Origin of the sequence: Weizmannia sp. FSL W8-0676, from assembly GCF_038593015.1 — a bacterium.
Classification (GTDB): domain Bacteria; phylum Bacillota; class Bacilli; order Bacillales; family Bacillaceae_C; genus Weizmannia; species Weizmannia coagulans.
The window spans coordinates 87,290-100,483 of the sequence record NZ_CP151954.1 but is presented as its reverse complement, the minus strand read 5'-3'; the positions used below and the strand labels follow the sequence as shown (position 1 = coordinate 100,483).

Genomic DNA, 13,194 nt, shown 5'->3' with positions numbered 1-13,194 from the left:
TTACTTGTATTTTAAGGTTGTTAACATGGATTTCAACATTCTGGCACGCAGTTCATCCCGTTCCGGCAACTGGATGTAGAGCACGGAGCGGTCCATCACGCTGAGCATGATTTTTGCCTCCCGCCTTGAGATCACCTCTTCTTCAACGAGCCGGAGAATGATGGCTTCCGCATTGGACTGGGAGATGACATTGCCGATATGCACGAGCAGCTGGTCAATCAGTTCCGCATCGCTTTCAGGCCGCACTTTCATGATCCGGATATAACCGCCGCCGCCCCTTTTACTTTCAACAATATACCCTCTTTCAATCGTAAACCGCGTATTGATGACATAATTGATTTGTGAAGGGACACATTGGAACTTATCGGCAATCTCATTGCGTTTTATTTCAAGAATTTCTTTTTCATTCAGTTCCAGAATCCGTTTTAAATATTCCTCTATGATATCAGATATATTTTTCATCAAAGCCACCTCCTGACACTATCTTTTGACTTTGACTATATTTGACTATAATTATACAGGATTCCCCCGCAAAAATACAACAGAACAACCCGCCCAATTTTAACTTTTCTTACTCCGATTTTCAAAAAACTGATGATTTCTTTTATCTTTTCACTGATTGCGCTTTAAAAACCCGCCAGGCCGGATACTGTCCCGCCCTTCCAAAGCCGGCGTCGGTTTGAAAAAAATGGATTACCGAAACCTCTATTTTTGAAATGTGAAAAACCGCAGACAAATCGCCTGCGGTTTTGATTTGGCCCGGCAACGTCCTACTCTCGCAGGGGGAAACCCCCAACTACCATCGGCGCTGGAAAGCTTAACTTCCGAGTTCGGGATGTATTCGGGTGTGACCTTTCCGCCATCATCACCGGACCTGTATTTTATTTTGGGATGTGTTCCCTGAAAACCGGATGGGAGAAAAAACTGTAAACGGAGAATAGCTTTGGTTTCTAACTTTGAAAATTGTCTAGCTCCAGCGCCTATCGGCTAGCGTATTTCTGCGCTTTCTCCCTACGATAAGCGGGCATCGACTCGCCTTTAGGGCTCGTCGTGTTTCCTTTATCTCAGTCGAAAGCTCCGAAATCCGTACGCCGATGGGCAAGGCGCTTCCGCTTTTCTATTGTCCAGCTTCGGTGCCTAGCCCCTCGAGGTCGAATCACCTGCCCGCCACGGAGCCAAAAGACGGCTCCATGCCGGTCAGAACATTCGCTTGTCGGGGCTAAACAAGGCACCTCCGCTTTTCGTGGTTAAGTCCTCGATCGATTAGTATCCGTCAGCTGCACGCGTCACCGCGCTTCCACCCCGGACCTATCAACCTGATCATCTTTCAGGGATCTTACCAGTTAAACTGTGGGAAATCTCATCTTGAGGGGGGCTTCATGCTTAGATGCTTTCAGCACTTATCCCTTCCGCACATAGCTACCCAGCGATGCCTTTGGCAAGACAACTGGTACACCAGCGGTGCGTCCATCCCGGTCCTCTCGTACTAAGGACAGCTCCTCTCAAATTTCCTGCGCCCGCGACGGATAGGGACCGAACTGTCTCACGACGTTCTGAACCCAGCTCGCGTACCGCTTTAATGGGCGAACAGCCCAACCCTTGGGACCGACTACAGCCCCAGGATGCGATGAGCCGACATCGAGGTGCCAAACCTCCCCGTCGATGTGGACTCTTGGGGGAGATCAGCCTGTTATCCCCAGGGTAGCTTTTATCCGTTGAGCGATGGCCCTTCCATGCGGAACCACCGGATCACTAAGCCCGACTTTCGTCCCTGCCCGACTTGTAAGTCTCGCAGTCAAGCTCCCTTATGCCTTTACACTCTGCGAATGATTTCCAACCATTCTGAGGGAACCTTTGGGCGCCTCCGTTACCTTTTAGGAGGCGACCGCCCCAGTCAAACTGCCTGCCTGACACTGTCTCCCACCCCGGTAAGGGGTGCGGGTTAGAATTTCAATACAGCCAGGGTAGTATCCCACCGATGCCTCCGCCGAAGCTGGCGCTCCGGTTTCCAAGGCTCCTACCTATCCTGTACAAGCTGTACCAAAATTCAATATCAGGCTGCAGTAAAGCTCCATGGGGTCTTTCCGTCCTGTCGCGGGTAACCTGCATCTTCACAGGTACTATAATTTCACCGAGTCTCTCGTTGAGACAGTGCCCAGATCGTTACACCTTTCGTGCGGGTCAGAACTTACCTGACAAGGAATTTCGCTACCTTAGGACCGTTATAGTTACGGCCGCCGTTTACTGGGGCTTCAGTTCAGAGCTTCGCCTTGCGGCTAACCCCTCTCCTTAACCTTCCAGCACCGGGCAGGTGTCAGCCCCTATACTTCGCCTTGCGGCTTCGCAGAGACCTGTGTTTTTGCTAAACAGTCGCCTGGGCCTATTCACTGCGGCTTCCCGGGGCATACACCCCAAAAAGCACCCCTTCTCCCGAAGTTACGGGGTCATTTTGCCGAGTTCCTTAACGAGAGTTCTCTCGCTCACCTTAGGATTCTCTCCTCGCCTACCTGTGTCGGTTTGCGGTACGGGCGCCTTTCACCTCACTAGAGGCTTTTCTTGGCAGTGTGGAATCAGGAACTTCGGTACTTTAATTTCCCTCGCCATCACAGCTCCGCCTTGGCGCGAAGGATTTGCCTCCGCACCGGCCTAACTGCTTGGACGCGATCAACCAGTGTCGCGCTTGCCCTATCCTCCTGCGTCCCCCCATCGTTCAAACGGTGAAGAGGCGGTACAGGAATATCAACCTGTTGTCCATCGCCTACGCCTTTCGGCCTCGGCTTAGGCCCCGACTAACCCTGAGCGGACGAGCCTTCCTCAGGAAACCTTAGGCATTCGGTGGAAGGGATTCTCACCCTTCTTTCGCTACTCATACCGGCATTCTCACTTCTAAGCGCTCCACCGGTCCTTCCGGTCCGGCTTCAACGCCCTTAGAACGCTCTCCTACCACGGACACCAAACGGTGTCCATCCGCAGCTTCGGTGATACGTTTAGCCCCGGTACATTTTCGGCGCAGCGTCACTCGACCAGTGAGCTATTACGCACTCTTTGAATGATGGCTGCTTCTAAGCCAACATCCTGGTTGTCTAAGCAACGCCACATCCTTTTCCACTTAACGTATACTTTGGGACCTTAGCTGGCGGTCTGGGCTGTTTCCCTTTCGACCATGGATCTTATCACTCACAGTCTGACTCCCAAGCATAAGTTTTTGGCATTCGGAGTTTGTCTGAATTCGGTAACCCGATGAGGGCCCCTCGTCCAAACAGTGCTCTACCTCCAAAACTCTCCGCTTGAGGCTAGCCCTAAAGCTATTTCGGAGAGAACCAGCTATCTCCAAGTTCGATTGGAATTTCTCCGCTACCCACACCTCATCCCCGCACTTTTCAACGTGCGTGGGTTCGGGCCTCCAGCAAGTGTTACCTTGCCTTCACCCTGGACATGGGTAGATCACCTGGTTTCGGGTCTGCGGCCTCATACTCTTTCGCCCTGTTCAGACTCGCTTTCGCTGCGGCTCCGCTTCTTCAGCTTAACCTTGCATGAGACCGTAACTCGCCGGTTCATTCTACAAAAGGCACGCCATCACCCGTTAACGGGCTCTGACTACTTGTAGGCACACGGTTTCAGGATCTCTTTCACTCCCCTCCCGGGGTGCTTTTCACCTTTCCCTCACGGTACTGGTTCACTATCGGTCACTAGGGAGTATTTAGCCTTGGGAGATGGTCCTCCCGGATTCCGGCGGGATTCCTCGTGTCCCGCCGTACTCAGGATCCACTCGGGAGAGAACGAAGTTTCAGTTACAGGGCTTTTACCTTCTCCGGCAGGCCTTTCCAGGCCGCTTCACTTACCCCGTTCTTTTGTAACTCCCATATGAGTGTCCTACAACCCCGGAAGGCAAGCCTTCCGGTTTGGGCTGTTTCCTGTTCGCTCGCCGCTACTTGGGAAATCGCAATTGCTTTCTCTTCCTCCGGGTACTGAGATGTTTCAGTTCCCCGGGTGTGCCCTTCCTGCCCTATGGATTCAGGCAGGAATCCTGTCCGATTAAAGACAGGGGGTTTCCCCATTCGGAAATCTCCGGATCAAAGCTTACGTACAGCTCCCCGGAGCATATCGGTGTTTGTACCGTCCTTCATCGGCTCCTAGTGCCAAGGCATCCGCCGTGCGCCCTTTCTAACTTAACCATAAAAGGTTTAAATCCAAAAATAAGCGATTCTCGGTTTACTTGGTTTATTTCTCCTATCCGGTTTTCAAAGAACACATTTATAAAGGTGGAGCCTAGCGGGATCGAACCGCTGACCTCCTGCGTGCAAAGCAGGCGCTCTCCCAGCTGAGCTAAGGCCCCGATCATTAAGGAATGGTGGGCCTGAATGGACTTGAACCATCGACCTCACGCTTATCAGGCGTGCGCTCTAACCAGCTGAGCTACAGGCCCTTAATGAAAGGAAATATAAGGAAGGATTGAACCTTCAAAACTGAACAAAACGGAAACGTCAAACTTAATGTTGGAAAACGAAGTTTTCCTTAATTTCCTTAGAAAGGAGGTGATCCAGCCGCACCTTCCGATACGGCTACCTTGTTACGACTTCACCCCAATCATCTGTCCCACCTTCGGCGGCTGGCTCCGTAAAGGTTACCTCACCGACTTCGGGTGTTACAAACTCTCGTGGTGTGACGGGCGGTGTGTACAAGGCCCGGGAACGTATTCACCGCGGCATGCTGATCCGCGATTACTAGCGATTCCGGCTTCATGCAGGCGGGTTGCAGCCTGCAATCCGAACTGGGAATGGTTTTCTGGGATTGGCTTAACCTCGCGGTCTCGCAGCCCTTTGTACCATCCATTGTAGCACGTGTGTAGCCCAGGTCATAAGGGGCATGATGATTTGACGTCATCCCCACCTTCCTCCGGTTTGTCACCGGCAGTCACCTTAGAGTGCCCAACTCAATGCTGGCAACTAAGGTCAAGGGTTGCGCTCGTTGCGGGACTTAACCCAACATCTCACGACACGAGCTGACGACAACCATGCACCACCTGTCACTCTGTCCCCCGAAGGGGAAGGCCCTGTCTCCAGGGAGGTCAGAGGATGTCAAGACCTGGTAAGGTTCTTCGCGTTGCTTCGAATTAAACCACATGCTCCACCGCTTGTGCGGGCCCCCGTCAATTCCTTTGAGTTTCAGCCTTGCGGCCGTACTCCCCAGGCGGAGTGCTTAATGCGTTAGCTGCAGCACTAAAGGGCGGAAACCCTCTAACACTTAGCACTCATCGTTTACGGCGTGGACTACCAGGGTATCTAATCCTGTTTGCTCCCCACGCTTTCGCGCCTCAGCGTCAGTTACAGACCAGAGAGCCGCCTTCGCCACTGGTGTTCCTCCACATCTCTACGCATTTCACCGCTACACGTGGAATTCCACTCTCCTCTTCTGCACTCAAGCCTCCCAGTTTCCAATGACCGCTTGCGGTTGAGCCGCAAGATTTCACATCAGACTTAAGAAGCCGCCTGCGCGCGCTTTACGCCCAATAATTCCGGACAACGCTTGCCACCTACGTATTACCGCGGCTGCTGGCACGTAGTTAGCCGTGGCTTTCTGGCCGGGTACCGTCAAGGCGCCGCCCTGTTCGAACGGCACTTGTTCTTCCCCGGCAACAGAGTTTTACGACCCGAAGGCCTTCTTCACTCACGCGGCGTTGCTCCGTCAGACTTTCGTCCATTGCGGAAGATTCCCTACTGCTGCCTCCCGTAGGAGTTTGGGCCGTGTCTCAGTCCCAATGTGGCCGATCACCCTCTCAGGTCGGCTACGCATCGTTGCCTTGGTGGGCCATTACCCCGCCAACTAGCTAATGCGCCGCGGGCCCATCTGTAAGTGGCAGCCGAAGCCGCCTTTCCTTTTTCCTCCATGCGGAGGAAAAAACTATCCGGTATTAGCCCCGGTTTCCCGGCGTTATCCCGATCTTACAGGCAGGTTGCCCACGTGTTACTCACCCGTCCGCCGCTAACCTTTTAAAAGCAAGCTTTTAAAAGGTCCGCACGACTTGCATGTATTAGGCACGCCGCCAGCGTTCGTCCTGAGCCAGGATCAAACTCTCAGTAAAGATGTTTGATAAAAGCTCAAAAAGAATTTGACGTTTCGTTTTGTCCAGTTTTCAAGGAACAATCGCTTTGTTTTTCAGCGACTTTTATATCATACCACGACGCAACCAACATGTCAACTACTTTTTTAAGAAGTTTGATGCCGGATGCGGCGACGAAAACTATTATACTAGTATAACGAAGTGTAGTCAATCCTTTTTTTTTATGCCTGCTTTTTCGTGGGCGCCCATGCTTCTTTCAGCCTAAGCTTCTAGTTTCTTCGAATGAACATAAAAAATACGCCAAAGAAATGATGGATCATTTCTTTGGCGCTGGTTGTCTGCTGATGGCGGTTCGAGCGCTGCTTTTGTCAAGACAGAATCCATGTCTGGATGACAGTCAGGCCGATCACCCCGGGTATGCCGAGCAGCCCGGAAACGGATACGGTGGCTGCATTGATTGGGACATGCAGTCCGTACCGGCCGCCCACTTGGTTTAAAAAGAAAAGGAGTATAGCCCCGATGATGGCTTTGATGCATAACTTTCCCGCCCATCGCAGCGGTTTGGTTAAAGCTGCGGAAAACAGCAGCAAAAGGATCAGGCCGACAATCGCAATAATGATGATGGTTGAGCTCAAGTGAATCACCCCTTTTTTCCAGCTGCTTTATTTTTATGAAGGAGTTGTCCAAAAAAGAACTTGAGCCGTGCTACCCTTACTGGAGGCGGATGTTTCTTCTTTTCACTTCCCGAAAAAGAAACACATACTTCGCTTCGGCCACTTTGGTGCGGTAGTAAAGTTCTTCGTTAAATTCAAAACTTAGATGCTGGAGGGCGTTTTGCTGTACCCATTCATTTTTTACGTTTGTGACCAAATCGAGAAGAAGCGCATCGTATGCTTTCCTGAGTTTTTGCTTCTTGCTGAACATTGTATCCACCCCGTGTCAGGTTAAATTTCTCTTCGGCCTTCCAGTGCTTTTGATAAGGTGACTTCGTCGGCGTACTCGAGATCTCCGCCCACTGGCAACCCGTGTGCAATCCGTGTCACTTTAATGCCGGACGGTTTTAAAAGCCGCGAAATATACATGGCTGTTGCTTCGCCTTCGATATTTGGATTGGTTGCAAGAATCACTTCTTGGACGGTTTCATCGCGCAGGCGTTTGAGCAGATCCGGCACACTGATGTCTTCAGGGCCGATTCCGTCCATTGGCGAAATCGCACCATGCAGGACATGGTAAAGGCCGTTGTATTCTTTCATTTTTTCCATGGCAATGACGTCTTTCGGCTCCTCGACAACGCAGATCACGCTTCTGTCGCGGCGCGGATCGGCACAAATATAGCACGGATCTGTATCGGTGATATGCCCGCAAACGGAACAGTACGTCAGATCCCGTTTCGCATCGACAAGCGCCTTGGCAAATGCAAGGACGCTGTCTTCCTTCATATCAAGAACAAAAAATGCCAGCCGGGCCGCGGTTTTCGGCCCAATGCCTGGCAGTTTCATGAAGCTTTCCATTAATTTTGTGATTGGTTCAGGGTATTGCATTGTTGATCACACCTTTAAAATCCCGGAATATTGAAGCCTTTCGTGTACTTGCCCATCGTCTGCTCCGTCAGCTGTTCAACTTTATCCAGGGCGTCATTGGTGGCGACAAGGATCATGTCCTGCAGCATTTCGACATCGTCCGGATCGACGGCTTCTTCATTGATGCGCACTTCCAGCACTTTTTTATGGCCAGAAACGACAACGGTTACCATGCCGCCGCCTGCCGTACCTTCCACTTTCTGTTCGCCAAGCTGCTCCTGTGCCTCCATCATTTCTTTCTGCATCTTTTGCATTTGTTTCATCATTTTTTGCATATTGCCCATATTGCCCATTCCTCGCATATGAAACCCTCCAGTTTTAGTCTTTTATTTCAATTAATTCAGGCCCAAACAATTTGATTGCTTCGGTTACAACCGGATCATCCTGCGGTTTTTCTTCCTCTGCTTCTTCTTTATGGTGGTGGATATAATTTTCCCTGATCGTATTCCATTCATTTTCCGGAACGCCCGCAGCCTGGTACCCGGTTCCGGTTAATTCACTGAGCACGCTCGAAATCGCTTGTAAAAATTTCTCGTTTTCCATCGCCATCTGGCAATGGATCTCATATTTGAATTTGATGACAAAAGCGTTCGGCGACGCCGCCACCGGTTCCGCTTCGTTTAAAAGCGCCGCCTGCGACCGCATCTGCCTGCTGTTGAGCGTCTCAATCATATCGTTCCAACTGTTTTTAATCCGTTTGAGATCCTCTTTTGTCGCTTCTTTTAATATATCATGAATCCTTCCGACTTGTACCTTAAAACCTTTCGAAGTGCGCGGAATTTTTCTCGGGGCCTGCCGTTTTGGCGCATGTTCTGTTTCATCCGCCTCCGGCACCCCGTTTTGCTTGAGAGACTCGAGTTCTGATTCGAGCCGTTCGATTTTTTCAGCAAGTTTCCGGATGAGATCATTTTCCCCGGGATCCGGCGCTTTTTCTTCACAAAGTTTGATAAAAGCCACTTCCAAATAAACGCGGGCCATATTGGAAAAACGCATATCCTGCTGCGTTTGGTTCAGGATGTCAATAAAACGGTAAATTTCCTGCGTTTGAAGCGAGCGGCTCATTTCTTTAAACGCCTCATCTAAATAAACCCTTTGAACCGCTTCCTCCATCTGCGGGGCAGTTTTATACAAAAGCAGATCGCGGAAATAAAGGATGAAGTCTTCCACAAGCCTTGAAGGATCTTTTCCCTGCTGGAGAAGAGAACCGACAAGGTCAAGGCATTTTGCAGCATCCTTCTTTTGAATTGCCTGCGCAAGGCGGGTAAAATCATTCTGGGAAATGGAACCCGTTACCGTGAGCGCATCTTCCACTCTCACTTTCCCCTCGCTGAAAGAGACGGCCTGGTCAAGTAGGCTGAGCGCGTCCCGCATCCCGCCTTCCGCAGCATGGGCGATAATATTGAGCGCCTGTTCATCATATGCAATGCCGGTTTCGCCTGCAATATAAGCCAGGCGTTTAAAAATATCACGGGATGTGATTCGTTTAAAATCAAACCGCTGGCATCTGGAAACGATCGTAAGCGGAATTTTATGGGGCTCGGTTGTTGCCAGAATAAAAATGACATGTTTCGGGGGCTCCTCAAGTGTTTTCAAAAGTGCGTTAAATGCGCCGATCGACAGCATATGGACTTCGTCGATAATATATACTTTATATTTAACAACACTTGGCGCGTATTTGACTTTGTCGCGGATATCCCGGATGTCATCCACGCCTGTATTCGACGCCGCGTCAATCTCGATGACATCTGGGATCGTGCCGTCTGTAATCCCCCGGCAGACAGCGCATTCGTTACACGGTTCCCCGGTCGGAGCATGTTCGCAGTTCACCGCCTTTGCCAAAATTTTAGCGGCACTTGTTTTTCCTGTACCCCGCGGGCCCGAGAAAAGATAAGCATGCGTTGTTTTCTGTTGCAGGAGGGCATGCTGCAATGTTTTTGTCACATGCTCCTGCCCGACGACATCCGCAAACCGCTGCGGCCGCCATGTGCGGTATAACGCCTGATAAGCCATGATCAATCCTCCCGGCCAGATTTGCTTCCGATTCACACATTTCTTTTATTATACCTTAGGAAAAGCGATTTTACATCCCGAATCGAAAAGCATTCAAATATGGAAAAAACCCATCCCGGATCAGGATGAGTTTTGTTTTTTATGTAATGAAACTGCCGCGCACCTTTCTTCGACCGACCCTCATAAGCGTTACTTAAGCAGTTAGCTCGACCCAGGCTGCCCTGCGGCACATGGAATGACCCGCTTAATGCTGCTTCCTTCCGGACCTGACATGGTTCGCGGGGTTCCATTGCGCAGGACCCGGGTGTCAACACCACTTACTTAAGGCTGACCCTACAAGCAGCCGGCCTCGGAAAGGGATTCAGTCCCGCTAGAGCGGATTGCGGGTACAGGGCACCGCTGCCTCCCCACCTAGCGCGGCAAAATTGATACCAGTTTTAAGCGTTAAAAACTAACGCATAACTAAGTATACATGTCTTTTTTAAAAAAAGCAATCTCTCCCGCCTGTTAATTGGTGGGACTTTTTCCATCTTCCTCTGCCACAAATTTTTCCTTCTTTTTCTTCTCCCTTAAAGACCGGAAAAAGGACCGCAATAGCTCCCCGCATTCTGTTTCAAGCACACCGCTTACGACTTCGCTCCGGTGGTTAAAGCGACCGTCCTCAAGCAGGTTCATCAAAGTTCCCGCACAGCCCGCTTTTGGATCTTTTGCCCCGTAAACGACCCGCTTGATCCTCGATTGTAAAACGGCACCGCTGCACATTGGGCATGGTTCCAGTGTGACATACAACTCGGCATTTTCAAGGCGCCATGATCCGATCACTTCGCATGCTTTTTCGATGGCCAGAAGTTCCGCATGGGCGGCAGCACGCTGGGTGGTTTCACGCAGGTTGTGGGCTGCAGCAATCACTTTTTCATCGATCACAATCACCGCCCCGATCGGCACTTCACGGAGATGCTGTGCTTTTACGGCTTCCTGAATGGCAAGGCGCATATAATATTCATCGCGATTTTCCATCCAAACTCCTCCAAAAGGTATCGTAGCCTTATCGTAACACAGCCTTGAAAAAAATCACACTGGGTTCGGTCATCAGTATGGATTTTCCTGCCGTTTTGCGCTGGCTTTCTTCAGGTAGAAGGCTCCTGTGTTAGGAAACGGAAAAGTTGGATGCTCTTTCGTTACTGAGAGCACTTATATGTTAAGGAACATCACAAAAAACGTTCGCTTCCTTCACTTAGAGGGGCTCTATGTTAAGAAACACTGAAAAACATGCTTGCTTCCTTCATTTAGCGGACGGCTACGTTAAGAAAGATGCGCAAATGGGTGCCCTTCCTTTACTTAGAACCCTTCTACGTTAAGAAACACTGCAAAAAATTTCCGCTTCCTTAATCTAGAGCGCCTTTAAGGAGTCGCGAGTGGGTTCGAAATGTCTTTTTGAAGCCGTCAAAAAGACAAAACACGTTGCATCCGGGCTCGAGATGTCTTTTTGAAGCCGTCAAAAGGACAAAACAAGACGCACCTGGGCTCGAAATGGTCTTTTGAAACCGCCAAAAGGACAAATCAAACTGCACCTGGCCCCAAAATGTCTTCTTGAACCTGCCAAAAGGACAAAACACGTTGCATCCTGGCCCGAAATGTCCCTTTGAAGCCGTCAAAAGGACAAAACACGATTGCATCCGGGTTCGAAATGTCCTTTTGAAGCCGTCAAAAAGACAAAACATACCGCACCTGGCCCCAAAATGTCTTTTTGAACCTGTCAAAAAGACAAAACAAGCTGCATCCGGGTCCGAAATGTCTTTTTGAACCTGCCAAAAGGACAAAACAAGCTGTATCCGGGCTCGAAATGTCCTTTTGAACCTGTCAAAAGGAGTCGCGACTGGGTCCAAAATGGTCTTTTTGTTAAGCAACACCACAAAAAATTTCCGCTTCCTTAATCTAGAGCTCCTCTATGTTAAGAAGCGCCACAAAAATCATGCCCTTCCTTTGCTTAGAACCCTTCTACGTTAAGCAATACTACAAAAATCATGCCCTTCCTTCATTTAGCAGGCCGTTACGTTAAGAAATGCCGCAAAAATGGTTTGATGAATGATTCCGCAAAAAAAATGCGCACATAAAAAGCGGGCATGTTTTAAAAAAACGGGGCATAAAGATAACAATAGCGATGGCTGACACAAGGGGGGACTCGTTTGCAAATACATGTTGTCGAAAGAAATGACACGGTCTCAAATCTTGCGCAAAGATACAGTGTTCCGGCTTCAGAAATCATTTCGGCAAATGAACTTCCGGATCCGGATCGGCTTGTCATCGGACAGGCGATTGTCATCCCGATCACCGGGAGGTTTTATTGGGTCCGGCCGGGGGACAGCTTATATTCCATTGCACAACAAGCAGGGATATCTTACCAGGAACTTGCCCGCATCAACGGCATTTCTGTCCATCAGCAGCTCCGACCCGGGTTGCGCCTTTATCTGCCGCCTTCCCCGAAAAAAAGAGCAGAATTTAATGCGTATGTTGAACCATTCGGGAACACGGTTTCAGCGTCTCTTGAAACAAGTGCGCGAAAAGCGGCCCCGTATTTGACCTATCTTGCCCCGTTTGCATTCCGGGTAAACCGAGACGGCACACTTGTTGCCCCGCCGCTTGGAAATTTGCGGGCGATTGCCGATGCCCAAAACGCCATTTTAATGATGGTGATCTGTAATCAGGAAAACGGCCAGTTCAGCGATGAACTCGGGCGGATCCTTTTGAACGACGAAACCGTCCAGAACCGGTTTTTAAATGAAATTGTTCAAACCGCAAGCCGGCTCGGTTTCCGTGATATTCATTTTGACTTTGAGTATTTGCGCCCGCAGGACAGGGAAGCTTACAACCGGTTTTTAAGAAAAGCAAAAACGCGCTTCAGCCGGGAAGGTTGGCTCATGTCCACCGCGCTCGCTCCGAAAACGAGCGCCACCCAGGCCGGGCGCTGGTATGAGGCACACGATTACAGGGCGCATGGCGAAATTGCCGATTTTGTTGTCATTATGACCTACGAATGGGGGTATAGCGGCGGCCCGCCCATGCCGGTGTCTCCGATCGGGCCGGTCCGGGATGTGCTCCGCTATGCCATCACAGAAATGCCGCCCAATAAGATTTTGATGGGGCAAAATCTGTATGGCTATGACTGGACATTGCCCTATCAAACTGGCACAACAGCAAGAGCCGTCAGCCCGCAGCAGGCCATCCGGCTCGCGGGTGCGCACAATGTGCCGATCCTGTATGACACAACATCCCAGGCCCCTCATTTTAACTATACAGATGAAAACAACCGGCGGCACACCGTCTGGTTTGAAGATGCCCGTTCCATTGAGGCAAAATTTAATTTGCTTACTGAACTCGGGTTAAGAGGCATGAGCTACTGGAAACTCGGCCTCTCTTTTCCGCAAAACTGGCTGTTAATCGCCGATCGCTTTGATGTAGTCAAACGCCCTTCCTGAAGCAGCGGGTTCCGTTGCTTTTTTCTTTTACCCCGGAACCCGCTGCGCCGCACGGACGGGATTGCGA

General features: G+C 50.3%; 8 protein-coding genes, 2 tRNA genes, 3 rRNA genes and 1 other RNA gene. 1 reads left to right on the top strand and 13 read right to left on the bottom strand.

All coding sequences use genetic code 11. The features are described 5' to 3' along the window. The 13 genes from NST20_RS00500 to tadA form a co-directional block, all read right to left on the bottom strand. A complete protein-coding gene (locus NST20_RS00500) occupies nucleotides 1-462 on the bottom strand; it encodes a CtsR family transcriptional regulator (protein WP_013858048.1) in 462 nt (153 codons plus the stop codon). A gap of 295 nt (nucleotides 463-757) precedes the next feature. Continuing rightward, nucleotides 758-873: ribosomal RNA gene (rrf, locus tag NST20_RS00495) — 5S ribosomal RNA — on the bottom strand. A 370-nt stretch (nucleotides 874-1,243) separates the two neighbouring features. After that, nucleotides 1,244-4,175 (bottom strand): 23S ribosomal RNA (locus tag NST20_RS00490). A gap of 88 nt (nucleotides 4,176-4,263) precedes the next feature. Continuing rightward, nucleotides 4,264-4,336 (bottom strand) — tRNA-Ala (locus NST20_RS00485). A gap of 13 nt (nucleotides 4,337-4,349) precedes the next feature. After that, nucleotides 4,350-4,426 (bottom strand) — tRNA-Ile (locus NST20_RS00480). 102 nt (nucleotides 4,427-4,528) lie between these two features. Continuing rightward, nucleotides 4,529-6,082, bottom strand: a 16S ribosomal RNA gene (locus NST20_RS00475). Together the 16S, 23S and 5S rRNA genes with 2 tRNA genes alongside form the textbook arrangement of a ribosomal RNA operon. A gap of 347 nt (nucleotides 6,083-6,429) precedes the next feature. Then, the gene (locus NST20_RS00470; RefSeq protein ID WP_014096533.1) at nucleotides 6,430-6,696 is read right to left on the bottom strand and encodes a pro-sigmaK processing inhibitor BofA family protein; all 267 of its coding nucleotides are present in this window, start codon (nucleotides 6,694-6,696) and stop codon (nucleotides 6,430-6,432) included. Between the two features lie 76 nt (nucleotides 6,697-6,772). Then, nucleotides 6,773-6,985 (bottom strand): YaaL family protein, encoded by a 213-nt coding sequence (locus tag NST20_RS00465; protein WP_342399842.1) that lies wholly within the window; start codon nucleotides 6,983-6,985, stop codon nucleotides 6,773-6,775. Between the two features lie 20 nt (nucleotides 6,986-7,005). Next, entirely contained in the window at nucleotides 7,006-7,602 is a 597-nt protein-coding gene (recR, locus tag NST20_RS00460; protein ID WP_013858045.1) for a recombination mediator RecR, read from the bottom strand. A 14-nt stretch (nucleotides 7,603-7,616) separates the two neighbouring features. Then, complete coding sequence (locus tag NST20_RS00455) at nucleotides 7,617-7,943, bottom strand: YbaB/EbfC family nucleoid-associated protein (RefSeq protein ID WP_013858044.1); 327 nt, start codon at nucleotides 7,941-7,943, stop codon at nucleotides 7,617-7,619. A 16-nt stretch (nucleotides 7,944-7,959) separates the two neighbouring features. Then, nucleotides 7,960-9,651, bottom strand: coding sequence for a DNA polymerase III subunit gamma/tau (dnaX, locus tag NST20_RS00450; RefSeq protein WP_061565185.1), 1,692 nt, complete (start codon nucleotides 9,649-9,651; stop codon nucleotides 7,960-7,962). 155 nt (nucleotides 9,652-9,806) lie between these two features. Continuing rightward, an RNA gene (ffs, locus tag NST20_RS00445) (signal recognition particle sRNA large type) lies at nucleotides 9,807-10,071 on the bottom strand. Nucleotides 10,072-10,158: 87 nt separating this feature from the next. Beyond that, complete coding sequence (gene tadA / locus NST20_RS00440; protein WP_133537570.1) at nucleotides 10,159-10,668, bottom strand: tRNA adenosine(34) deaminase TadA; 510 nt, start codon at nucleotides 10,666-10,668, stop codon at nucleotides 10,159-10,161. 1,169 nt (nucleotides 10,669-11,837) lie between these two features. On the opposite strand from tadA, the gene NST20_RS00435 reads away from it, so the two are divergent. After that, nucleotides 11,838-13,127: a glycoside hydrolase family 18 protein gene (locus NST20_RS00435; protein ID WP_340702162.1), complete on the top strand. Its 1,290-nt coding sequence runs from the start codon at nucleotides 11,838-11,840 to the stop codon at nucleotides 13,125-13,127. Nucleotides 13,128-13,194 lie beyond the last annotated feature (67 nt).